29 protein-coding genes are annotated in these 22,392 nt (G+C 57.3%); 18 read left to right on the top strand and 11 right to left on the bottom strand.

Features of this window, described 5'->3' with window-relative positions; all coding sequences use genetic code 11:
* Position 1 precedes the first annotated feature (1 nt).
* Entirely contained in the window at positions 2 to 589 is a 588-nt protein-coding gene (locus MWU60_RS12160; protein ID WP_247227601.1) for a YceI family protein, read from the bottom strand.
* 158 nt (positions 590 to 747) lie between these two features.
* Between MWU60_RS12160 and proS the strand changes: the two genes are divergently transcribed.
* From proS to MWU60_RS12125, 7 genes are all read left to right on the top strand, one after another.
* Positions 748 to 2,088: a proline--tRNA ligase gene (gene proS / locus MWU60_RS12155; protein ID WP_247228008.1), complete on the top strand. Its 1,341-nt coding sequence runs from the start codon at positions 748 to 750 to the stop codon at positions 2,086 to 2,088.
* Positions 2,085 to 2,657, top strand: coding sequence for a peroxiredoxin (locus tag MWU60_RS12150; protein WP_247227600.1), 573 nt, complete (start codon positions 2,085 to 2,087; stop codon positions 2,655 to 2,657). The genes proS and MWU60_RS12150 overlap by 4 nt, the downstream gene beginning before the upstream one ends.
* Positions 2,658 to 2,760: 103 nt before the next feature.
* The gene (locus MWU60_RS12145) at positions 2,761 to 3,369 is read left to right on the top strand and encodes a DUF2937 family protein (RefSeq protein ID WP_247227599.1); all 609 of its coding nucleotides are present in this window, start codon (positions 2,761 to 2,763) and stop codon (positions 3,367 to 3,369) included.
* Positions 3,366 to 4,076, top strand: coding sequence for a ThuA domain-containing protein (locus tag MWU60_RS12140; protein ID WP_247227598.1), 711 nt, complete (start codon positions 3,366 to 3,368; stop codon positions 4,074 to 4,076). The genes MWU60_RS12145 and MWU60_RS12140 overlap by 4 nt, the downstream gene beginning before the upstream one ends.
* A gap of 57 nt (positions 4,077 to 4,133) precedes the next feature.
* Positions 4,134 to 5,399, top strand: a complete 1,266-nt coding sequence (locus tag MWU60_RS12135) for an ABC transporter permease (RefSeq protein ID WP_247227597.1) — start codon at positions 4,134 to 4,136, stop codon at positions 5,397 to 5,399.
* Positions 5,392 to 6,075 carry an ABC transporter ATP-binding protein gene (locus MWU60_RS12130; RefSeq protein ID WP_247227596.1) on the top strand — a complete coding sequence of 228 codons (684 nt, stop codon included), beginning with the start codon at positions 5,392 to 5,394 and terminating at the stop codon, positions 6,073 to 6,075. Before MWU60_RS12135 ends, MWU60_RS12130 begins: the two co-directional genes overlap by 8 nt.
* Positions 6,072 to 7,046 (top strand): Ldh family oxidoreductase, encoded by a 975-nt coding sequence (locus MWU60_RS12125; RefSeq protein ID WP_247227595.1) that lies wholly within the window; start codon positions 6,072 to 6,074, stop codon positions 7,044 to 7,046. The genes MWU60_RS12130 and MWU60_RS12125 overlap by 4 nt, the downstream gene beginning before the upstream one ends.
* Here the strand turns inward: MWU60_RS12125 and MWU60_RS12120 are convergent.
* The gene (locus MWU60_RS12120; RefSeq protein WP_247227594.1) at positions 7,030 to 7,464 is read right to left on the bottom strand and encodes a DMT family transporter; all 435 of its coding nucleotides are present in this window, start codon (positions 7,462 to 7,464) and stop codon (positions 7,030 to 7,032) included. The two genes, MWU60_RS12125 and MWU60_RS12120, sit on opposite strands and share 17 nt — an antisense overlap.
* 107 nt (positions 7,465 to 7,571) lie before the next feature.
* Here MWU60_RS12120 and MWU60_RS12115 point away from each other — a divergent pair, with 107 nt between their 5' ends.
* The 3 genes from MWU60_RS12115 to MWU60_RS12105 all read left to right on the top strand — a co-directional run bounded on the left by MWU60_RS12115 (position 7,572) and on the right by MWU60_RS12105 (position 9,159).
* Positions 7,572 to 7,955 carry a c-type cytochrome gene (locus tag MWU60_RS12115; RefSeq protein ID WP_247227593.1) on the top strand — a complete coding sequence of 128 codons (384 nt, stop codon included), beginning with the start codon at positions 7,572 to 7,574 and terminating at the stop codon, positions 7,953 to 7,955.
* 96 nt (positions 7,956 to 8,051) lie between these two features.
* Positions 8,052 to 8,693, top strand: coding sequence for a DUF3047 domain-containing protein (locus MWU60_RS12110; protein WP_247227592.1), 642 nt, complete (start codon positions 8,052 to 8,054; stop codon positions 8,691 to 8,693).
* A 70-nt stretch (positions 8,694 to 8,763) separates the two neighbouring features.
* A complete protein-coding gene (locus tag MWU60_RS12105; protein ID WP_247227591.1) occupies positions 8,764 to 9,159 on the top strand; it encodes a cytochrome c in 396 nt (131 codons plus the stop codon).
* On the opposite strand, the gene MWU60_RS12100 is transcribed toward MWU60_RS12105, so the two are convergent.
* Entirely contained in the window at positions 9,124 to 9,846 is a 723-nt protein-coding gene (locus MWU60_RS12100; RefSeq protein ID WP_247227590.1) for a DUF1194 domain-containing protein, read from the bottom strand. The genes MWU60_RS12105 and MWU60_RS12100 overlap by 36 nt on opposite strands.
* Before the next feature lie 191 nt (positions 9,847 to 10,037).
* On the opposite strand from MWU60_RS12100, the gene MWU60_RS12095 reads away from it, so the two are divergent.
* A complete protein-coding gene (locus tag MWU60_RS12095) occupies positions 10,038 to 11,015 on the top strand; it encodes a hypothetical protein (protein WP_247227589.1) in 978 nt (325 codons plus the stop codon).
* Positions 11,016 to 11,029: 14 nt separating this feature from the next.
* Here the strand turns inward: MWU60_RS12095 and MWU60_RS12090 are convergent, their stop codons facing one another.
* Positions 11,030 to 11,239 (bottom strand): cold-shock protein, encoded by a 210-nt coding sequence (locus tag MWU60_RS12090; protein ID WP_247227588.1) that lies wholly within the window; start codon positions 11,237 to 11,239, stop codon positions 11,030 to 11,032.
* 178 nt (positions 11,240 to 11,417) lie between these two features.
* Between MWU60_RS12090 and MWU60_RS12085 the strand changes: the two genes are divergently transcribed.
* A complete protein-coding gene (locus MWU60_RS12085) occupies positions 11,418 to 11,747 on the top strand; it encodes an ArsC/Spx/MgsR family protein (protein WP_247228007.1) in 330 nt (109 codons plus the stop codon).
* Positions 11,748 to 11,792: 45 nt separating this feature from the next.
* A complete protein-coding gene (locus tag MWU60_RS12080) occupies positions 11,793 to 12,161 on the top strand; it encodes a hypothetical protein (RefSeq protein ID WP_247227587.1) in 369 nt (122 codons plus the stop codon).
* Here MWU60_RS12080 and MWU60_RS12075 read toward each other — a convergent pair.
* The 5 genes from MWU60_RS12075 to thrS all read right to left on the bottom strand — a co-directional run bounded on the left by MWU60_RS12075 (position 12,145) and on the right by thrS (position 16,843).
* Positions 12,145 to 12,693, bottom strand: coding sequence for a DoxX family protein (locus tag MWU60_RS12075; protein ID WP_247227586.1), 549 nt, complete (start codon positions 12,691 to 12,693; stop codon positions 12,145 to 12,147). The genes MWU60_RS12080 and MWU60_RS12075 overlap by 17 nt on opposite strands.
* Before the next feature lie 13 nt (positions 12,694 to 12,706).
* On the bottom strand, positions 12,707 to 13,444 hold the full coding sequence (locus tag MWU60_RS12070) for a DNA-binding domain-containing protein (RefSeq protein ID WP_247227585.1): 738 nt from the start codon (positions 13,442 to 13,444) through the stop codon (positions 12,707 to 12,709).
* Positions 13,441 to 14,295 carry a DUF692 domain-containing protein gene (locus MWU60_RS12065; RefSeq protein ID WP_247227584.1) on the bottom strand — a complete coding sequence of 285 codons (855 nt, stop codon included), beginning with the start codon at positions 14,293 to 14,295 and terminating at the stop codon, positions 13,441 to 13,443. Before MWU60_RS12065 ends, MWU60_RS12070 begins: the two co-directional genes overlap by 4 nt.
* 63 nt (positions 14,296 to 14,358) lie before the next feature.
* A complete protein-coding gene (locus MWU60_RS12060) occupies positions 14,359 to 14,661 on the bottom strand; it encodes a DUF2282 domain-containing protein (RefSeq protein WP_247227583.1) in 303 nt (100 codons plus the stop codon).
* A gap of 235 nt (positions 14,662 to 14,896) precedes the next feature.
* Positions 14,897 to 16,843 (bottom strand): threonine--tRNA ligase, encoded by a 1,947-nt coding sequence (gene thrS, locus MWU60_RS12055; protein WP_247227582.1) that lies wholly within the window; start codon positions 16,841 to 16,843, stop codon positions 14,897 to 14,899.
* Between the two features lie 190 nt (positions 16,844 to 17,033).
* Between thrS and MWU60_RS12050 the strand changes: the two genes are divergently transcribed.
* Together MWU60_RS12050 and MWU60_RS12045 are read left to right on the top strand one after the other, a co-directional pair.
* The gene (locus MWU60_RS12050) at positions 17,034 to 17,609 is read left to right on the top strand and encodes a hypothetical protein (protein WP_247227581.1); all 576 of its coding nucleotides are present in this window, start codon (positions 17,034 to 17,036) and stop codon (positions 17,607 to 17,609) included.
* 102 nt (positions 17,610 to 17,711) lie between these two features.
* On the top strand, positions 17,712 to 17,957 hold the full coding sequence (locus MWU60_RS12045) for a hypothetical protein (RefSeq protein WP_247227580.1): 246 nt from the start codon (positions 17,712 to 17,714) through the stop codon (positions 17,955 to 17,957).
* 63 nt (positions 17,958 to 18,020) lie between these two features.
* On the opposite strand, the gene MWU60_RS12040 is transcribed toward MWU60_RS12045, so the two are convergent.
* Both MWU60_RS12040 and MWU60_RS12035 read right to left on the bottom strand, forming a co-directional pair.
* Positions 18,021 to 18,452 carry an MAPEG family protein gene (locus tag MWU60_RS12040; protein ID WP_247227579.1) on the bottom strand — a complete coding sequence of 144 codons (432 nt, stop codon included), beginning with the start codon at positions 18,450 to 18,452 and terminating at the stop codon, positions 18,021 to 18,023.
* An 11-nt stretch (positions 18,453 to 18,463) separates the two neighbouring features.
* A complete protein-coding gene (locus tag MWU60_RS12035; RefSeq protein ID WP_247227578.1) occupies positions 18,464 to 19,207 on the bottom strand; it encodes a metalloregulator ArsR/SmtB family transcription factor in 744 nt (247 codons plus the stop codon).
* 91 nt (positions 19,208 to 19,298) lie between these two features.
* Between MWU60_RS12035 and MWU60_RS12030 the strand changes: the two genes are divergently transcribed.
* The 3 genes from MWU60_RS12030 to MWU60_RS12020 all read left to right on the top strand — a co-directional run bounded on the left by MWU60_RS12030 (position 19,299) and on the right by MWU60_RS12020 (position 22,340).
* Complete coding sequence (locus MWU60_RS12030; RefSeq protein ID WP_247227577.1) at positions 19,299 to 20,054, top strand: alpha/beta hydrolase; 756 nt, start codon at positions 19,299 to 19,301, stop codon at positions 20,052 to 20,054.
* Positions 20,055 to 20,143: 89 nt separating this feature from the next.
* Positions 20,144 to 21,481 (top strand): MFS transporter, encoded by a 1,338-nt coding sequence (locus tag MWU60_RS12025; protein ID WP_247227576.1) that lies wholly within the window; start codon positions 20,144 to 20,146, stop codon positions 21,479 to 21,481.
* Positions 21,474 to 22,340, top strand: a complete 867-nt coding sequence (locus MWU60_RS12020; RefSeq protein WP_247227575.1) for an alpha/beta fold hydrolase — start codon at positions 21,474 to 21,476, stop codon at positions 22,338 to 22,340. Before MWU60_RS12025 ends, MWU60_RS12020 begins: the two co-directional genes overlap by 8 nt.
* Positions 22,341 to 22,392 lie beyond the last annotated feature (52 nt).

The following is a 22,392-nucleotide window of genomic DNA, read 5'->3' as shown; positions in this document are numbered from 1 at the left end:
ATTACTCAGCGCGGACAACACGTGCCGCGATATCAAGCTGGATTGTGTCCGCCACAAGATCGCCATACCCGCTTGCGCCAAAGTCAGACCGTTTGACCGTGCCGCTGATGCGAAAGCTCAGGCGGCTCAGATCGCCCTCTTGCGTGCCTTGCTGGCGGAAGAGTGCCGCGTTCAGGGTCACCGGACGGGTCACACCCCGAATGGTCAGCAAACCATCAATTTCGCCACCCGCTGACAGGTTTCGCGGGTTATTGGCGCGAATGGCCGTCGATTGAAAGCGGATCGTGGGGTGGTTGCGGGCATCAAGCACGCTGCCGGCCTTCAAGGCCTCAGTTGCGAAAATCAGTCCTGTGCGTGCGCCCGTCACATCGACCGAGACGTCGACAGATGAGGCCGCGAAGGTCTGAAAGTCAATTGCGATATCGGCCTTGACCACCGGCATTGTACCGCGATTTTGAGCGCCGGACAGAGTGTAGATAAAGCCAACCTCGGACCGGCTTTCTTGCAGGTCGTAACCTACAGGTGCTGCCTGGGCGGCGATGGGAAGCAAAAGCAACATTGCAAAGACGTAGGTCAGATAACGGGTCATAAGCTGGGATCCTTTGGATGAAGTATCATTACAATACCTACGCCTCAGCCCGACGGTTTATTCGCGCAGGTGCCGTATCTGTGATCTGAGTGCTTGCGAGGGCCAGCAGCCCGGCTTACACCGTGGCCCAATACTTGCATCCCAAGAAGGTCAAACCCATGCGCCTGAGCCGCTATTTCCTGCCCGTCCTCAAAGAAACGCCCCGCGAGGCGCAGATCGTCAGCCACCGCTATATGTTGCAGGCGGGCATGATCAAGCAGGCGACGGCGGGGATTTATTCGTGGTTGCCGCTGGGGTTCAAGGTGCTGCGCAAGCTGGAAAACATCGTGCATGAAGAACAGCAGCGCGCGGGGCATTTGCCCATGCTGATGCCGACCCTACAGCCCGGCGAGTTGTGGGAAGAATCCGGTCGCGACAACTCTTACGGCCCCGAAATGCTGCGCATCACTGACCGTCATGGACGCAAGATGGTTTACGGCCCCACCAACGAAGAGATGATCACCGACATCGTGCGCAGCCATGTGGGCAGCTACAAGGATTTGCCGCTGACGCTGTATCACATTCAGTGGAAGTTCCGCGACGAAGTGCGGCCGCGTTTTGGCGTCATGCGCGGGCGCGAATTTTTCATGAAAGACGGCTACAACTTTGACCTTACCAAAGAAGACGCGCTGCATGCCTACAATCGCCATATGGTCAGCTATCTGCGGACCTACGAACGCATGGGCCTGAAGGCCATTCCGATGCGCGCCGACAGTGGCCCGATTGGTGGCGAGGACACGCATGAGTTTCTGGTTCTGGCCGAAACGGGCGAGTCCGAGGTATTCTATGACAGCGCTGTAACTGATCTGGTGCTGGGCGATCGTGCCGTCGATTACGACAGCGTTGAGGCGTGTCAGGCGATCTTTGATGAATGGACAGCGCCCTACGCGCGTACTGACGAAACGCATGATGCAAGCGTTTTTGCCAAAGTGCCCGAAGACCGCCAGCGCACGGCGCGTGGTATCGAAGTGGGTCAGATTTTCTATTTCGGCACCAAGTATTCCGAAAGCATGGGGGCGACGGTCGATGATGGCAAAGGCAACAAAGTTGCTTTGCACATGGGCTCGCACGGTATTGGCGTGTCACGTCTGTTGGGTGCCATCATTGAAGCCAACCATGACGATAACGGCATCATTTGGCCCGAAGGGGTCACACCGTTCCATTGTGGCATCCTGAACATGCGCTCGGGCGATGAGGCGGCGGATGCGGCCTGTGAAGCGCTTTATGCGTCGCTCACCGCATTGGGGCTTGAGCCGCTTTATGATGACCGGGATGAGCGGGCAGGGGCGAAGTTTGGCACAATGGATATGATCGGACTGCCATGGCGGATCACCGTCGGGCCACGTGGCCTGAAGAATGGCGTGGTCGAGCTGACCAGCCGCCGCACAGGCGAGAGTGAAGAGCTGCCGCCGGAAGAAGCCGTGGCCAAGATCGCCAAAATCTACAAAGGCATCGCATGAGCCTGACAGAGGTCGATTGGTCGCTGATCCCGGCCCCTGCCGATGATGGCAAAGCCGCACATCTGGAAGGGCAGTCGCTGCCCGATGTGACCTTGCAGGCGACGGACGGCCCGGCTGTGACATTGTCCGACCTGCGCGGCTTGGTTGTTTTCTACATTTATCCGATGACGGGCCGCCCGGACCGCGACTTACCCGATGGATGGGACCAAATCCCCGGTGCGCGCGGCTGCACCCCGCAGTCCTGCGCCTTCCGTGATCATTATGCGGAATTGCAAGAGTGGGGCGTGGCCGGCCTTTATGGCGTGTCGATCCAAACGACGGAATATCAGACTGAGGCGGCAAAGCGTCTGCATTTGCCCTTCCCGCTTTTGTCAGACGCGGATCAAGCGCTGGGCAAAGCCTTGGATTTGCCGGGTATCGAAGTAGAAGGCCAGCACTTGCACAAGCGTCTGACGATGATCGTCAAAGACGGCGTGATCGTCAAAACCTTCTACCCGGTGTTCCCCCCAGATCAGGACGCCGCGAATGTGATCGCATGGCTGCGTAGCGACGCGGAAGAACGCGCATAGGCATCTGAGGCGTTAACACCCCGGCCAAAACCTGCTAGATTATGACAAAACAAGACGTCACGAGGCAGCAGATGACACTTAATTCCCACGAAAGGGCGCTGATATGATCAGGGCCCTATGCTTGATTGGCGGGCTGACCGGCGCGGCAGGTCTGTCCCAGTTTCCCGAATTTTCGCAGCAATATCTGCAACGTCTGGCAGGTCAGGTGGATGAGCTGACGCGGCAGGTTGTTGAATTTGACCAAACCGCACTGGCCGAAGGGTTGGGTCGCGAAGAGATGCTACAGGCGATGGCTGAAACCCCCGTAGTTGCCGCGCAAGAGGCGATGTGGCGCCGCACCTTCGCCCGCCATGCCCGCCTCAGCGAAAACCTGATGGTGCTGCGGGACGCCACCCCAATGCAGCGTCTGACCCTTCCACACCGCATGGCTGACCCTGCAACTGTTCAGGCGGTTTGGGCTGATTTCACCCCGGCAATGCCGCTCAGCGCGGCTGGTGCAACCTCTGCGGGGGCCGGGTTCCTAGGAGGCTGGGCAGGTTTCGCAGCGTTTCTGGCGTTGCTGACCCTACCGTTTCGCCGCGCAAAAACGCAGCGTCCCGAACCTACCAAACGCCGCCAACCTGTGGTCAAGATGGACCCACCTGTTGCGCGCCCGGCCCTTGTGGCCACGACGCCAAGTCATCTTCCCAAACTCGCAGGTGTTCAGCGATGACCAAAGCCCTGATCGTCTGGGGTGGCTGGGATGGGCATGAACCCGACAAGGTCGCCGCGATCTTCCGCGAGATGCTGGAAACGGCTGGGATGGATGTGACGGTGTCGGACAGCCTTGATGTATTTGACGACGCAGAGGCATTGCGCACGAACGACCTGATCGTCCCGATCTGGACCGATGGCACCCTCAGCCGGGAGGCCGCAACAAACGTGGCCGAGGCGGTGGCCCGCGGCACAGGACTTGCGGGGTGCCATGGCGGCATGTGTGATGCGTTCCGCAGCAGCCCGCTATGGCAGTTCATGACTGGGGCTAATTGGGTTGCCCACCCTGGCGGTGATGGCGTTACATACCGTGTACAGATCACATCTGACGATCCGCTTGTCGCAGGCTTGCCCGACTTCGATGTGAAATCCGAGCAGTATTATCTGCACATCGACCCGGCCAATACCGTGCTGGCAATAACGCGCACCGACGCCGTGACATGGTATCATAGCCCCAACGGCCCGGTGGATATGCCCGTCGTTTGGACCCGAAGCTGGGGCTTGGGGCGCGTCTACTACAACGCACTGGGCCATCAGGCTGATATCATCGCCTCGGGTCCGGCACATGAAATGCTTCGCCGCGGTCTTTTGTGGGCCGCGACGGGCAAAGCTTTGGCCGCCGGGCAGGATCACACGCAATTTCACAGCCCCGGAAACCACTGGTAGCTTGACCATTCCGCCTGCGCGCACCACGTTGCGCGCAAACGCCAAGCAGGAGCAGACATGGCCGAGGTCAGGACCACACGTCCCTTTGCAAAATTCGAGTGGATGATCGCATGGCGCTATATCCGTGCCAAACGCGCCGAAGGTGGCGTGAGCACAATGACGTGGATCAGTTTGATTGGCGTCACGTTGGCTGTTTTTGCTCTAATCGCGACGCTGGCCGTGCGGTCAGGCTTTCGGGCGGAATTCATCGACACCATCGCCGGAGCGAATGCCCACCTTACCGTGGTGCAACCTCGGGCCGTGATCGAAGATTTTGAAGAGGTGGCGGACCGTATTCGGGCTGTTGAAGGCGTTGTCTCCGTCGCCCCTTTGGTGCGCGGGCAGGCGATGGCCTCTGGTTCGGGTCGCATCGGGCTGGCGGATATCTACGGCATCCGCCTTGAGGATTTGAAAGCATCTGACGCCATCGTGGACAGCGAACGCACGGTCGGCAACATCGACGATCTCCCGAATGGGATCGCGATTGGATCGGCGTTGGCGGATAATCTGGGCCTTGGAATTGGTGACAGGATTGAGGTAACCACGCGGTCCGGTGCCGCTACCCCGATGGGCACATCAACCCGACGTAACGCTTATGAGGTGGTCTATATCTTCTCAACCGGGCGCTTCCAGATTGATGAGGTGCGCGCCTATTTGCCTTTCGATGTGGCGCAGTCGATCTTTAACCGTGATGGCGTGGCGGATGAGCTGGAAATCAGGCTTGAAGACCTCAACCAGTCCGAAATCCTGAAACAGGACATCGCGAATGCGGCCGGACCGGGGTTCTGGGCCTATAGCTGGCAGGATCGCGTCGGACGGTTTCTGCGGGCGTTGACGATTGAAGATAATGTAATGTTCATCATCCTGTCGATCCTCGTGCTGGTGGCCTCGATGAACATCATCAGCGGTTTGATCATGCTGGTCAAAAACAAGGGACGCGATGTTGGCATCCTGCGCACGATGGGTCTGACCGAAGGGTCCATCCTGCGTGTCTTCTTCATCTGTGGCGCAGGCATTGGCACGATCGGGACAGCGCTGGGCGTGATCCTTGGGTGCCTTTTTGCGATCTACATTGATCAGATTTTCAGTCTGGTGAACTACGTCGCCGGCGGCGGTGTTTGGGATCCTTCGATCAGAGGGATTTACAACGTCCCCGCCGAGCTGCGTTTGGTTGATGTCGTCAAAGCGATGTCGCTGTCCTTGGGACTGTCATGGATCATCACGATCTTTCCCGCGCGCCGTGCCGCCCGCATGAACCCGGTCGAGGCGCTGCGTTATGAGTGATCACACATTGCAGGTCGCAGACCTGACCAAGACCTACAACGCCGGTAAGCCCAATGAAGTCCGGGTGCTGCAAGGTGTCTCATTGGATGTGAAACCGGGCGAGGTGGTCGCTTTGGTGGCGCCTTCCGGTGCGGGCAAGTCCACTTTGCTGCACATCGCGGGCCTGCTGGATACACCCGATGCCGGGTCGGTGGCAATCGAAGGCACTGACATGAGCCACCTTTCAGATCGCAAACGCACAGCGGTGCGCCGATCCACCGTGGGGTTCATCTACCAGTTTCATCATCTGCTGCCTGAATTCACGGCGCTGGAAAACATCGTCCTGCCGCAACTGGCCAACGGCATTTCCGACAAAGCGGCTGAAACGCGGGCGATGGCATTGCTGGACCGCGTTGGAATTGCTGAACGCGCCACGCATCGGCCCGCGGCCTTGTCTGGCGGGGAACAGCAACGCGTTGCGTTCTGTCGCGCCTTGGCCAATGAACCGTCACTATTGCTGGCAGACGAACCGACCGGCAACCTTGATCCTGAGACATCGGACCGTGTTTTTGACGCGCTCATGGGGCTTGTCCGCGACACAGGGCTGGCTGCGGTGATCGCGACCCACAATCTGGAGCTTGCTGCGCGCATGGACCGTCAAGTCCGCCTTAACGGCGGCGTATTGGAGACATCATGAAAGTATCGGTTGCTGAAATTGAGGCGCAAAGCCGCGCGGCCCTTTTGTCGCATGGTGCAGGTGATTTGCAGGCAGCAGCCGTCGCCAAAGCAGTGGCGCGGGCAGAGGCGTTGGGCAATGTGATCTGCGGCCTTTACTATCTGCAAAGCTATTGCACACAACTGGCCTCGGGCCGCGTGAATGGCACGGTTGATCCTGTCGTGACGCGCCCACGTCCCGGTGCGGTATTGGCCGACGCCAAATTCGGTTTTGCGCAGCCTGCTTTTGCCGCCGCTTTGCCCCAAGCCGTTGCCGCAGCGCAGGAAAACGGCGTGGCGACACTCGCCGTCGCCCACGCACATACCTGCACTTCGCTGGGTTTCTTCACCGAACAAATTGCAGCGGCTGGGCTGATCGGGATCGGCTTTACCAATGCGTCCCCAGTCGTGGCACCACCGGGTGGCAGCAAGCGGGTGATCGGCACGAACCCTATTGCCATGACAGTTCCGGGTGATGGCGATCCGGCGATGCATTTCGATTTCTCTACCTCTGCCGTGGCGCTGGGCAAGATCACGATGGCAAAGGCAGCGGGCGAAAGCATCCCCATTGGTTGGGCTGTGGACGAACATGGCGAACCGACAACTGACCCCGAAGCAGCGCTGAAAGGTGCGCTGGTCAGCGCCGGCGGCTACAAAGGCTGGGGTTTTGGTTTGATGGCCGAACTGCTGGCGGCTGGCATGACAGGATCGGTCAATTCGCTGGATGTGGCGGGGCTAAAAGTCCCCGAGGGCAAGCCACATGGCTTGGGCCAATTCTATATCCTGATGGATCCCGGCACCTATCACGCTGACTTTGGCGCACGGTTCGCGCGGGTGGCCGAGGCTGTTGCGGCACAAGAGGGCGCACGCATCCCCGGTGCCGACCGCACAGTGATGACACAAGTCGATGTGCCAGATGCGCTTTGGGACCTGGTTCTTAAGCTTTCTGCGTAACGAAAACGCCGGTTGCCATCAGTGCAATTCCAGCTGCCCGCGTTAGTGTCAGCGGTGAGCTTTGCGCATTGAACAGGCCAAAGTGGTCAATCGCCGCCGCCGAGATCAACTGACCCAGCAGCACAAAGAACACGGCATTCCCGACACCCATCGTCGGTGCGATCCATGTGATCGACAAGACGTAGAATGCGACCAGAGCACCAGCGAAAAACAGGTGTTTTGGGGCTGTAGCGAGCTTTGTTACTGCTTGTGGGGCTGTCATGAAGGCAACCAAGGCCGATACCGCAAAAGCCACAACAAAAAGGATGGTCGCGGCGACTGCCGGTGAGCCAATATGTCGTCCCAACGCGGCATTGAGTGCGGCAAGCACCGGAATACCAATCCCGGCGGCGAGCATGATCACGATATGATGCGGCATGGGCGATCCTTTGCTGGTTTAATCGCAGCTTACGGGACGTATGATCCAGATCATAGTGGCGGGCAGCATCATTGTTGTTAGACTTGGGTCAAAACAGGAGGTGAAAGATGCGGTATATTTGGATTGTTGCGGCCCTTGGTCTGGCGGCCTGCGTGGAAGAACCCGTCGACGGACCCACGATGTTTATGGAAAACTGTGCAAGCTGCCACGGTGCTGATGGTATGGGCAATGGTCCTGCGGCGCGTGGACTGGCGGTAGCCCCGCCTGACCTGACCACAATTACGGCCCGCAATGGCGGCGTTTTCCCCACCAATCAGGTGATGAGCACGATTGACGGGCTTGATCGGGGCGAACACTTTAGCGCGGCAATGCCGGAGTTTGGGGCAGGTGATCTGGGCGAGACTGTTATCGTCGAAAATGAAGGGCTTGGCACACCGGTCCCGATGAAACTGCTGCTTTTGACCGAGTATTTGCAGAGCATCCAACAGTAACCAAAGCTGACATTCGCGTGACATCCGCAGCTGAGTGGTTTCATGAACGCCTTGGTGCGGTAGGTCTATGCCAACCGCGCACAAAGGATATGCCCCATGCGACTTCTTTTATCGACCGTTCTTGCCCTCTCAACCGCAGTAAGCGCCACGGCAGGCCCCGTCAGCTTTGCCAGCGGGTGGCAGGAACAGCGTTTGTCGCTGTTTAGTTCAAACGACTACAGCTTTGGTCAGAACCTTGGTCTTGTTTCTGACGGTTCGGTGTCAATCGCATGGACCCGCGTGGGCCGCGCCGATTGGGGATCAAACGGAGCAGGGTGGAGCTGGACGGTGGAACAATCAGTCCCGGCGACAGATCTCAGCCGCAAAGGTGGCGATGATCGCAACATTTCGCTCTATTTTGTCTTCGTGCCAGAAAGCCTCGCGCCAAGCCTTGAAGGCGCCAACATCCGCAGCCTGCTGGGCAACGATGACGTGCGCATCATGCAATACGCTTGGGGCGGCAACCATTCGCGCGGTCAGGTGATCAACTCGCCTTACGGTCCACAAGGGCAGGGTGTCACGATTGCACTGCGTCAGGCAGGCACAGGATCGTTCAGCGAAAGCGTTGATCTGGCCGCGGACTATGCCCGTGCCTTTGGTGGTGAAAAGGGCGCGCTTGTCGGTTTGGCCGTCTCTGGTGACAGCGACGACACTGACAGCATGATCCGGGCAGCGATTGGCAATCTGAGCCTGCGTTAAGGTTTGATTTGCATCAACGCGCCCGATCTGAGCCCCACTAATGTTGGGCAGAGAGTTAAAGGAGGACGTGATGCGAATAGTTCCTTTAGTAGCGGCCTTGGGCCTAGCAGTCCCGGCAGCCGCACAAGATGCAGCACAAGGCGAGGCGATCTTTGGGTATTACTGTGCCACCTGTCATGGCATCTCGGCCACGGGCAACGGGCCAATGTCGCCTTCATTGGTGGTGGCCCCTACAAATCTGACAACGCTGGCGGCACGTAACGCAGGCGTCTTCCCAACGACCCGCGTTGTTATGCGCATTGACGGACGTGATCCATTGGTCAGTCACGGCAGTACAATGCCGGTCTATGGGGATTTCTTTGAAGGCACCGATGCGCCGACGAAAGCCGAAACCGGCCAGCCGATTATGACCTCTCAGCCGATTGTCGACCTACTTGCCTATCTTGAGAGTATTCAGCAAGAGTGATGCAAACTGCGTTTCCGGCGTGGTGCCAGCGATTTCGAGGATCAATTTACGGCGTACGGCATCAGTGAACTCGGGCCCGCTTTGGGCGGGCATGACAAAGGCGTTGGGTCCGCCGATGATGTTTTGTTCATAGGCCAAGGGCAGGCTGTTGGCGGCAAAATCCCCGTTGCGCAGGATTGGCAGCGCGTTAATCGTGATGCCATTGGCGACAACCTCATCGCGCGCTTGCGTAATCGGCGGGCCATAGCTGTTCCCCATCGTGTCGCCTGAAAAGTCGATCACCCGGCGAAAACCGCGGATGTCATTGGTCTCGATCTGCTGCATCCCATAAAGCAGCGCCGATCCGATGGCATTGCGCCCGCTGGCTTGGCGCGGTGGGCCGATCAGAGCCTCTGCAAAGCGGGTGGCGCTGTCCATATCCGCGATAATGGTCCAACCCACGACGGTCGCTTGGTTTGCGGCCCATTCGACGTAAGTCACCGCAATGGATCCATAAAGCGTGTTTTCGATGGCCGAAACGACTGCCGGGTCGGTGATTGCGGTTGCGTAGGACTGCCGTTGAAAGGCCAGCTCATCCGCGTCGATGGACCCCGAAGCATCGGCGAGCAAAACCAGTTCAAGGTCGGTTTCAACGGTTTGGGCGGGTGCTGTTGTGGCAAACAGCAAAAGGATAAGAAGATAACGCATGATTGAATACTAGCGCATGATGGCGGTTCGAAAAGGCCCCGGGCGGATCAACGAGGTGAATAGCCAAGTCGCGACATATGCGGGGCGAATAACACACCTGACGCCTTCTTTGACGGGTTTATGCAGTTTTCACTTTGACTGCCGCACTGCGTCTGCATAAACGAATTAACCTTTGTTTTGAGGAGTTCGGGATGATTTTTCTGCGTGCAATCCCATTTTCATTCGCGATTCTTTGGCGTTACGCGATTGTGTTGCCGATTTTGATCATCGCGATGATCATGTTCGGCATCGTTGCCGTTGTGCCTACTTTGATAATTACCCTGATCGCGCCGTTTTTAGGGCTACTGGTGATTGTCGCATGCAGCATCGGGGTCGGCATCGTGCCCATTTTGGTGGGTACGCGCATTGGGATGCAGGCCAAAGAACACCGCCCCACGAATACATATTTTGGCCTGATGCTGCCCGCTGTCGGATACGGCATGTTTGAGGCAATCTGCGCGCTTGTGATCACAGTAGCTGCGGTTGCTGCGTTTATTCTCTTTACGCCTCTGACGCTTGATGACTTCCAAGCAATTGATGGAAGCGATGGCGATGCCGTCATAGCGCTACTGCTCGAGAGCAGCCCAGTCTTATCCTGGGGGCTGTTCATCGGTAGCTTTGCACTTCTGGCCGCTGTACGGGCCTGTTTGTTGATGCCATTGACCGGTGCCTCGATCGGCGCGGATCCCAGCGGGCGTGCCCACACACCATTTTACGGGGTAGGGAGCGGTTTTACGTCGCTGTTGCCTCTGGTGGTATTGTCACAAATCGGGACCTATTTGGTCGTCCCAATCGTGGTGCTTTTGTCTGTCCCGTTGGGGATTGCTGACAGCCTGAATGCGAAACTGGATGCCGTGGGTGAGTTCAATCCAATGACCGACCTCCCGCTGTTTTTCGGCATAGAGGCCGCCATTTTTGCGGGGCTTTGTCTCTTTTTCTTTCTGTTCTTTTTCAGCTTGCAATGCGCGGGTGGGGTGTTGGTCTATATGCGTCACCTGAAGGCGGTCGAGGAAAAGGACAAAGACTTCGCGAAATCGGTCGAAAAGTATCTTGAGGCGGACCAACCCGCCCAACCCAAGGTGGACGCAATGGAGCTGGTCCGCAGTCGTATGCAGAACAGGGACCGTTAACCGGCCTGCTTAGGCTACCCGGCGATGGCGATATTGCCAGCCATTTTGCGACCGTCACGGCCTTCGATCAGATCAAATGTGACTTTTTGGTCGTCTGCCAGACCGGTCAGACCGGATTGTTCCACAGCCGAGATATGCACAAAGATATCTGAGCCGCCGTCGTCGGGTGCAATAAATCCGTAACCTTTTGTTGTGTTGAACCATTTTACGGTGCCGCTTGGCATTGTCCGCTCTCCTTTTGTCGTGTCCCCTTTGGGGATGGCTGGGCTAGCTGTTGGGCCCCGCGACATGCGGACTTCCCTTTGCTTCATATCTTTAGAATTATGTGTTTTATGAAAAAGGCAAATGACACGTCGTCGCATTGCCGCGATCCGGTCATTCTTTGCTCAATTAGGAGGCGAAATGCGCTTTTTTGGTCTGAAATCCTGCGATACCTGCCGAAAGGCGCTGAAATCATTGGCACTGGCAGGGCATGTACCCGCGGTGATTGATGTGCGTGCGGATGGTGTGACAGAAGCCGACCGCGCAACAATTGTGGCGCAGTTTGGTGATGCTGCGATCAACCGCGCGTCAACCACTTGGCGCGGGCTGAGTGACGCCGAAAAAGCGGCCGATCCGGCGTCGCTACTGGCGACGCATCCCACGCTGATGAAACGTCCTGTGATCGAAGCGGATGGGCAGTGGACGGTCGGCTGGAAAGCTGACGTTCAGGCAAAGTACCTTGGCGACTGACCACTTACTGCTTATGTGACCATCAGAGCAGTAAGGAGAAGACCCATGCGCAACGCCGCAAGTATACTCGGCATCATCGGTGGCCTGATTGGCATTATCGTTGGTCTGTTTGGCTATGGTTATGCAGAACTATCAGAGCGGCACGCCGAAGTAGGAGAGCTTTTCGGGCTTCTTGAAAACCCAGGCTTTATTCGCTTTGCCAGCTTCATTGCCCCTCTGCTGGCGATTGCGGGTGGTGCGATGGCCAAATCCCGTGCGCTTTGGGGCGGCATTCTGATGCTGATCAGCGCGTTTTGTTTCTACGCCGCTTTCGGCTTCAATGTCGGCACCATGTTCCCGATTGGCTTTGTGGCCTTGGGCGGCATCCTGGGGATTGCCGCCGGTAAGCCGGATGAGCCTAAGGCGCATTTCTGAACAGACCGCGATCAATCGACAGCGTGCCTGCACCCTTGAACACAAGGATCAGCAGGCACAGCACCCAAAACGCGCGTTGATCAAGGATCAGCGCATCTGGCATACGGTCAAACCAAGCGCCAAGCGTGCCGTCATGGGCAATCCCGCCGTGGCCGAAAAGGTCGGTCAGCGATTGCACGATGATAAAGCCGATCATCCCAACCGCCGCCAGCCGGGTAAGCAGGCCGATGATGATCAGGACGGGCAGGACAAATTCTGCAATCGTGCCAGCGGTCGCAACAGCCCAGTGAAAGATGCTCAGTTGCGAGATGTCATAACCGACCGCTTCCATCGCTTTGGGGAAAATCTGGCCATAAGCGCCAATCGACGGCGAGAAGATACCAAATATCCCATCACCCAGTTTGGTCAGGCCGGAATTCCAGAAATACATCGTCAGGACCGCAGCAAAGACAAAGCGGGCCAAGAGGGGCAAAATCTCGTCACCAGCGCGGTTGATGGGGTGGGCCATCTGGGCAAAAGGGGAAGTGGTCATGGGGGATGGCCTTTCAGTAAATTTCAGTCACGGCGCCTTGGGCCAAAAGCAGGCCCAGCACCACACCCAGATCAAGGGTTGTATCTGCTGTTGCCGTCGCTTGGCCCAAAGACTGGCCCTTTTTGAGGGCTTCAATGCAAGACGCAGCGGCTGCGTTGATCAGATGTATCTGCGGATCAAAGCCCGCGCGGGTGATCATCACCGCCTCTGGCTGCATCACCGGTTTGGGGGCGTCCGCTTGGGTGTTGGCAAGATAGATTGCGTGGATTGGAAAATCGGATGTCACCGTTTGTGTGGCAGGTGCGATCTTCAACTTGGTGCTCATTAACGCGTCGGGGGCAACGGCGGTCAGGGCGTTTGCATCGGCCGGGGTGACGTCTTTGGCGTGATAGGCATGGCGCATCGCCAATTCGATCCTTGCGATCGCAGGCAGATAGCCGAATTTCTTGGTTGGTTCGAACCGCCCCAGAAACTGCGGCATGGCATCGCCGTAAAACATCATCAGTGGCGTTTTTGGGGGATGCTTGCGCAGGTACACGCCGGCCATAGCGCGAAAGAACTCATCGCCGACAAGTTTGCGGACGACCGGAAAAGCGGCCTCAAGCGCGTCGGACAGGCTGACGGCCACATTGTTGCGGTACACGTCAAAACGTTTGCTGGCAGCGGCACCATCAGGGTTTACGATGCCTGTGGGGACAGCGGCAGCCGGATCCAGTATGGCGGTTTTAAAGGCGGCTTGGCTAACGGTCATGATGTGATCAGCGCAAGGGCGCGGTCTGCGCGGGAAATTTCATCGGCTAATACGGGCCATTCGGGTACATCGGTGTCCCATTCGATCAGCAACGGCTTAGGGCCGGATTTGGCAAGCGTATAATCCAGCAGCGCCCAGACCGGATCAACCACAGCCTTACCATGGCTGTCGATCAACAGCGGTGCACCGGTTTCATCTTCGTCCTCATCATGGCCCCCTAGGTGAATTTCGCCGACAGCCTCAAGCGGGAAGTCGTCGATGTAGGCCTGGGGCGAGGTTTTGAGGTTGGTGGCGCTAACGAAGACGTTGTTGACATCCAATAGCAGACCGCAGCCAGTGCGCTGGGTCAATTCGCGCAGGAAATCCGTCTCGGACATCGTGCTTTCAGCGAAAGCCAGATAGCTGGATGGGTTTTCCAGCAGCATGCGGCGCCCGACAGTGTCTTGGACCTGGTTGATGTGAGTGGCAACACGGGACAGTGTTTTGGCCGTGTAGGGCAGGGGTAGCAGGTCGTTAAAGAAATGGCTGTCGTGGGTGGACCAAGCCAGATGCTCGGAAAAACTAGCGGGGTTCAACCATGAGACAAGGTGCTTGAGGCGGCCAAGGTGGTCGGTATCCAGGTTGCCTTCGCCACCGATGGACAGGCCAACGCCGTGCACAGAAATGGGAAAGCGTTCGGCAAGGTGGCGTAGCTGGGCAAGAGGGCGGCCACCGTCGCCCATGTAATTCTCGGCATGGATTTCCAGCCAGCCCAGGGGGCCGGAGTCTTCCATGATGTCGCTGTAGTGCTGGGCTTTGTATCCGACGCCCGGACGCGCAGGCAGGGCAGGATGTGTTGTCGCGTCAAGCATATCGGAAGCCTTTGGATAGAGGGTAGGTAAGGTGGATCATGATCCACCTTACCATATTTCAGCTTATGCTGGCAGGTCGCGGTCCAGCTCTTCCAGTGAACCCATGCGCTCACTGCCGTCAGCCATTGCTGGCAGTTCCATGGTTTCGCATGTGCCCGCAGCGACGAATGTCCATGCGTTGCCTTGGTAATCAACAGTGGATGTGCCTGCACATGTTGTGCCTGGGCCTGCTGCACAGTCGTTTTCACCAGCCAGTGATACACCGAAGCACTTGACGTTTTCTTGCGCAGCAGCAGTTGTGGACAGGCCTGCAACAGCAGTTGCAACAGCAGATGCGAGTACGAGTGTTTTTGTAGCGTTGGACATCGAAGTTTCCTTTGATTTGGGTCAGGTTTGATCGTCACCGTGTTCCGGCGATGCCCAAACCCTAACCGTCACCTCTGTTCATATGCCATTCACAGGGCCGTGCATCGCGTTCCCGTGAGATCGCGTGAGCGCGGCTTCGCCCGCGACAGCCTGTCACAGGGCTTTGAGCCTTGAAAACAAAGAACCCGCCGATGTTTCCATCGGCGGGTTTGTTACAGGTTCCAGCGCTGGAATGTTACAGAAGGTCGGGTGGCGTGGCCGCTTTGCCCAGCTCTGCAACAATTTCCGCAAGGGATGTTACAGATGTTTTATTTTCACCCAGACGACGCGCGGTGACAGTACCTTCTTCCACCTCGCGTGCGCCCAAGGCCAGAATCACAGGGACCTTGCCCACCGAATGCTCGCGAACCTTGAAGTTGATCTTTTCATTGCGCCGATCAGCCTCGGCCCGGACGCCAGCCGCTTTGAGAGCCGCAACAACCTCCAGCGCGTAGTTATCAGCGTCCGACACAATCGTTGCGACGACGACCTGACGCGGGGCCAGCCAGAACGGCAGCTTGCCTGCGTGTTCTTCGATCAGGATGCCAATGAACCGCTCAAACGATCCCAAAGTCGCGCGGTGCAGCATGTATGGCTGATGCTTGGCCCCATCTTGTCCGATGTAGGTGGCCCCCAGTCGTTCGGGCAGGTTCGGGTCGACCTGAAACGTGCCACATTGCCATGTGCGCCCAAGTGCATCGGTCAGATAGAAATCAAGCTTCGGCCCATAGAAAGCGCCATCGCCCGGTTCCAGCCTGAAATCGCGTCCGGTGGATTTGATAGCGGCCTCAAGCGCGCCTTCGACGTGATCCCAGCTTTCGTCGGAACCGACACGCTTTTCAGGCCGTGTCGCAAAGGCGATTTCAAAGTTCTCGAACCCAAGATCTTTATAGATGTCCGCCAAAAAGTTGATGAAGCGCGCGCACTCTGTCTCGATCTGTTCTTCTGTGCAGAAGATATGACCATCATCTTGGGTAAAGCCGCGCACCCGCATGATCCCATGCAGAGCGCCCGAAGGCTCGTATCGCGCACATGATCCGAATTCGGCCAAACGCAGGGGCAGATCACGATAAGACTTCAGCCCTTGATTAAACACCTGCACATGGCAGGGGCAGTTCATCGGTTTCAGCGCATTGATCGCCTTTTCCTTGGCATGTTCTTCTTCGACTTCGACGACAAACATGTGTTCTTGATACTTGTCCCAGTGACCAGAGGCTTCCCAGAGCTTGCGATCAACCACCTGTGGTGTGTTGATCTCCTTATAGTCGCCCGCCCGCTGTTTACGGCGGACGTAGTCTTGCAGCTCTGTATAGATCGTCCAGCCATTCGGATGCCAGAACACCTGACCGGGGGCTTCTTCCTGCATATGGAACAGGTCCATTTCACGGCCCAGCTTGCGGTGGTCGCGTTTGGCCGCTTCTTCCAGCATATGCAGGTGCGCCTTCAGCCCTTCCTTGTTGGTGAAAGCGCACCCATAAATCCGCTGCAACATCGCGCGGTCGCTGTCGCCGCGCCAATAGGCGCCGGCAATCGACATCAGTTTGAAACCATCGGCAGGGACCTGACCGGTATGCTGCAAATGTGGACCACGGCACAGGTCCTGCCAGTCGCCATGCCAATACATGCGCAACGGTTCATCGCCTGGAATGCTTTCGATCAGCTCGACCTTATAAGGCTCGCCCCGGTCTTTGTAATACTGGATCGCAACATCGCGGTCCCAAATCTCGGTCCGCACCTCATCGCGCTTATTGATGATCTCTTTCATCTTCTTTTCGATGGTGCCGAGATCTTCGGGTGTAAACGGCTCTTTCCGGTCAAAGTCGTAGTACCAGCCGTCTTTGATGACGGGGCCGATGGTGACTTGCGTATCAGGCCAAATCTCTTGCACTGCACGCGCCATGATATGCGCCAGATCGTGGCGGACCAGCTCCAATGCGGGCTCTTCGTCCTTCATGGTGTTGATGGCGATGCTGCTGTCGGCCTCGATCGGCCACTGCAAATCCCAGTGCTGACCGTCCACGGTCGCACTGATCGCCTTTTTACGCAGGGATGACGAAATATCGGCGGCCACAGCCGCAGCTGTCACGCCAGCGGCGTAAGAGCGGCTGTTGCCATCGGGGAATGTCAGGGAAATCTGTGCCATCTTAGGGCAAGCTCCTCGTCTGTTTGGCGCCTACAAAACGCCCGGTTGCGGGTTATGTGTCTGGCGGTGTTTCGCCTGTGGCGCAAACACTGTCAAGTTTGTAGATTCCAAAGCCTGTGTCGCGATGTATCGTACGGAACGTGCGAGTGGTCTTTGTTCCCCAATTTTTTCACCAACTGAGAGCGAATTCATGGACACATCCAAACTGATCTCCTGTCTGGCCATTGTTACGACCGCAGCGTGCCAAGTTACGTCAAATAGCGACTCCGATCCGACACCCGTGCTCAGCTTTGCCGAACTGAACGCCACAAATCTGGATATCATCGACAAGGTTGTTCTAGCTGGCGTGAGCCCAGAGAGTGCCATTCCCGACAGAGGTGACGCCACCTATGACGGCGCAATGACCTTGCTTTTGCAGGACGGCAGCATGGATGGGGTGATTGGACAGGCGCAGGTGAATGTCGATTTTGGCACCGATTTGGTGACCGGTGGCGCGGATAATTTCTATGACCTGTCTGGCAATGCAACTGCGGGAACGGTCTCTATCGAAAACGGTGTTGTTGTTGATCTTTTGGGTAACTTTGTTGCGGGCAACGTGACTGGCAATGTGACATTTGCAGCGGGTGCGATGGACATTGACACCGGGCTCGCGGGCAACTTTTCCGGGCCGAATGTCGAGTTTTTCTCAGGTGTGGTATCGGGTACGGCCACGCCGACTGGCGGTGGCGCAATCGCGGTTCAGGGTGCGATATACACCGAGCAATAGTTCAGCGCCGCTTCGTATACCCAGATATACGTTGACTGCGACACCTGACCCTATAAAAGCGACAGTGTTTCCAATGCGAAACCCAGATATAGGGGATGACTTATGCCAAGCTACAATCGCAAGTTTGATCTGAGCATTAATGACGTCAGCATGATTGAAGAGGCGCTGCGCGCCCGCGGTCGCGAGTTGTCCAGCATGCGTTTGGCATTGAGCGAAGAAAACCCCGCGCATCTGGAATCGATCCGCGTGATTGAGCGTGATCAGCGCCAGAACGAAGAACTGTTGGGTCGTTTGCACGACCAGAAGATCTTTTATCGCCCCAAAAAGGCGGTCTACGTCGGCGGCTAAGACTGCGCGCCAGCGACCCCATTAAGATGCACACAGCGCGCGAGAGCTGTGTGCATTTTTGTTTCAGAAGCGGGCTGCGAAGACTGCATAGGCCATGATCAGGCAGCACACCCATCCGGCGGTAAAAATGATCGGGCGCAGTGGGAAACCTGCTGTGCCTGTTATGTAGCCTACCGCGTGGGCGACCCGCAGCCAGAAAAAGGCGATAGCCGTCCAGTAGGTCAAAGCGGTAAACCCATCGACCCGGTCAAGGATCAGCACCAGCATTGCAAATGGCACCAGTTGTTCCAGCATGTTCAGGTGCGCGCGGTAGGCCCGTTGCACCCACGGGCGGTGCAGGCGCGGGTTGGGGATGCGGGTGAACCCGTCAGGTGCATCGGCGGGCAGCGACCCTTCGGGTGCGGTGTTCACGCCGACAATGTATGGTATCCACAGCGAGGCCGCGAGAATGGCAAAGCACGTCAGAATGCCCAGTTCGGTTGGGAAGCTTTCCATGATCACTCTCCTTACATCGCCGCTTTGAGTGCGGTACCGGTTTCCAGATAGCTTTTGAGCGATGACGCCAGACGGGCCCAGCCTTCGGCGAAACCTTCCTGACCGGGGGCCATGTCGTAATGCTCAATCGTTAGCTTGCATTGCTCGCCTTGCGGTTCGATCAGATAGACCATGTGACTGGATGGCGCGTCGGGGCCCATAAACAGCGGATCAAAAGTCATTGCGATCCGGCTTTTTGGGTCCAGCGCCGTTGTTGTTTGCTTGAGCATCGCACTGCCGTCGGGGCGGATAAAGGCGATATCTTCGCCAACCGCAGCGTTTCCTTCAACCACGTTGCAGGCAAAGTGGTAGGCGGCCATCTGGTCGGCCTCGGTCAAGGCCGCCCACAGCGCATCCTGGCTGCAGCGGATGAATGTTTGCATCATGAAATCAGGTTTTCCCATAGCGGTGTCTCTCTCTAGCTTCGCTTTCAATTCAGTCACTGCGCGCGCTTGGCGTTGCAAAAAAGGGGCGGCCCATCTGTCCATCACGTCCTGCAAAGGCAGGGCATTCAGGTAGTGGTATTTGAACCGGCCATCCTTGCGGGTGACGATCAGATTGGCCTCTTCGAGGACCTTCAGATGCTTCATCACGCCAAAACGGGACATCTCCAGCACCTCTTCAAGGTCGCTGAGGGATTGGCCGTCGCGTTGGCGCAAACTGTCAAGCAGGTCGCGCCGGGCGGGGTCGTTGAGGGCTTTGAAAATCGCATCCATCGGAAACCTTATAGGTTACTAAATAGTCACGTGACAATAGAGTCACTTAAAAATACTTGCAGCGAACGGATCGTTGTGATGCTGTAAGTGCATGGAAAACAATAGTGAAACCCCGTCTTTTGTCACGCCGCAGGGGCGTAGGATTGCCTATCATTTGACCGATGGTACCGGCCCTGCGGTTGTGTTTTTGGGCGGCTTCAAGTCCGATATGGGCGGTACCAAGGCCGTGTATCTGGAAAAATGGGCACGCGATTCGGGGCGGGCCTTTCTGCGGTTTGATTACTCCGGTCACGGCGAAAGCGGCGAGGTTTTTACTGATGGCTGCATCGGCGATTGGTTTGAAGACGCATGTGCAGCGATCGGGCTGCTGGCTGGAAAGGTGGTCTTGGTCGGCTCCAGCATGGGTGGCTGGATTTCCCTGCTGGTGGCGCGCGCTATGCCGGAACGCATCGCCGGTATGGTCACCATCGCCGCCGCTCCGGATTTCACCGAAGACAGCATGTGGGCGGGTTTTTCGGATGCACAAAAACAGGAGTTGATGGCAGGGCAGGTCGCCTTGCCGTCGGACTATGGCGAACCCTACATCATCACCCGGCGCCTGATCGAAGAAGGGCGTGAACGACTGGTACTGCGTGACCCGCTGCCGTTGCCTTTTCCGGTGCGGTCATTGCAGGGGACGGCGGATGTTGATGTGAAAATGTCTGTGGCATTGCGGCTGTTAGAGCACGCGGAAAGCCCTGACATGCGCCTGACGCTGGTTGATGGTGCAGATCATCGTTTTTCGGATGACAATTGCCTCGACCTGATTGTGAGTGCTGTCGAGGATGTACTGGGGCGGGTGGGTTGAAACCCACCTTACGGTCTGACGCCACGTTTCCCTTTGGGATCACCTGCGCGCCTGATTAGGGTGCCCGAAATCCTTGGGAGGGGACGCGCATGGCATTATCATTGGGGCAAAAGGCAGGCTGGGGTCTGGCCGACATGGGCATTGTTGTCTTTGTCATCGTCAAACAACTGCTGATCCTGACGTATATGACAGCGTTTCTGGGTGTGCCTGTCGCGATTGCGGGTTTCGTGACCACTGCTGTCCTGATCTTTGACATGATCACCGACCCGCTGATTGGCTACTTTAGCGACCGCACGCAAAGTCGCTATGGCCGCCGTGCGCCGTGGATGTTTCTGGGCGTGCTGGTCATGTCGGCCGGAATGGTCGGCCTGTTTTCTGTGCCGCCGGGGATGGGGATGAATGCGAACCTTGCGTGGGTGGTGGCATTCTTTGTGATGGCGACGATTGGCTTTACAATGGTGGCGATCCCCTATGGCGCACAATCGGGTGAGATCACGCAAGATCCCAAAGAACGGTCCGCGATGACGGGGTTTCGCATGGCATTTGCCAGCATTGGTATCCTGATCGGTGGTGCGGTGTTGCCCGGCTTGGCGGGATCAATGGGCTATGCAATGGCAGCTTTGATCGTGACACCTTTGATGGTCGGGGCGGTGTGGCTGTCGCTTTGGTCCATCCGCAATGCACCGCGCATTGAACAGCCCGCAACGGTCAGCCTGTCTGGTATGTTTGGATTGGTTTTCTCAAACAAGGCTTTCGTGGTGCTGGTCCTGATCTACGGAGTGATGACATTGGCGATTGCGATGATCACGGCAGGCCTGCCATTTGCTGCGCTTTATCTGATCATTGATAGCGGCGACACGATGCTGTCTGGCGCTGCTGCGGCTCTGTCCACGCTTAGTCTGATGTTCGCCACCTTTGTTGTCGGTTCAATCCTGAGCCAGGCTGTCTGGGTGCTGCTATCCAATCGGTTGGGCAAGGTTGGTGCGCTGATCTTGGGGCTTTGCCTCTATGTTGTCCTGCTTTACGCACTCTACACGATGCTACCTTCTGTGAATGTCACTGCGATTGCTGGTATGTTCGTGCTGGCAGGCATGACCAACGGGGCCTATCAGCAAATCCCTTGGGCGATTTACCCGGATCTGATGGATGTGACCCGGCGCGAAACGGGCATCGCCATCGAAGGGGCGTTCTCGGCGATCTGGCTTTTTGGTCAAAAGCTGGCGAATGCGGTAGCCCCGGCGGTGCTGGGCCTGACGCTGGCGGCAGCGGGCTGGCAGGAAACAACAAATGGGGTGGTTGCGCAATCAGATGCGGCACTGGGCACCTTGCAGATGTCGATCACACTGATCCCGGCGGGCATTCTGGTGGTTGCGATCCTTGCGCTGGCCTTGATCTACCGCCCAATGGCACGGCGCGCCCTTGCATGATTTGGCCGACATAGAAGCGGCCCTTGCCGCAGCCGAAGCGCAGGTGCCACACCTGCGCGAAGGCTGCGAAAAGCGGATCGTCTGGGCTGGTGCGCCTGCCACCAAGACGCCTATATGCTTGCTGTATATCCACGGGTTTTCAGCCACGGGAGAAGAACTGCGGCCTTTACCTGATCTGGTGGCAAAAGAGCTTGGCGCGAACATCCACTTCACGCGGCTGACCGGGCACGGGCAGGATGGTGATGCCATGGGCAAAGCCACGCTTTCGGATTGGCGGCGGGACGTGGCAGAGGCGATTGTGATCGCTGAAACGCTGGGCGATGAAGTGATCATCATGGGGTGTTCAACCGGCTGCACCTTGGCGACGCTGGCCTTGGCTGAGGGGGCAAAGGCCAAAGTCATGATCCACGTCTCGCCGAATTTCGGACTGAGGCACCGGGCTGTGCAAACCTTGCTTGATCTACCCGGATCGCGGCATTGGTCAAAATACATCGCAGGGCGTTCGCGGTCGTTTGAGCCAATCAACCAAGCACACGCAGCCTATTGGACAGTCAAATATCCGACCGACGCCGTGCATGTCATGGCTGATGCAGTACGGGCCGTGCGTGGGGCGGATTTAACATTGATCAGCACGCCAGCATTGTTCTGTTTCAACGAGGCCGATCAGGTGGTGCACCCCGAAGACACCCAAAAAGTCATCGCACGTTGGGGTGCCGCTACAGAGCAAATTAAGATCGAGCAGACGCCGGATGACGACGCAATGGGGCATGTCATGGCCGGTGATATCTTTTCGCCGGGCCAAAACGCGCCACTGGCTCGGCAGATTTTAGCTTGGTTGCGTGGGCTGCCTGCCCGCTGAAACACTTGCGGCAGCGCCTATTCCGCGTCAAACTAAGAAAAAACCCAAAAGG

Source organism: Yoonia sp. F2084L, from assembly GCF_023015625.1.
Classification (GTDB): Bacteria; Pseudomonadota; Alphaproteobacteria; order Rhodobacterales; family Rhodobacteraceae; genus Yoonia.
Note: the sequence above shows the minus strand (reverse complement) of the source record. Positions and strands in the feature narration are given on the sequence as shown.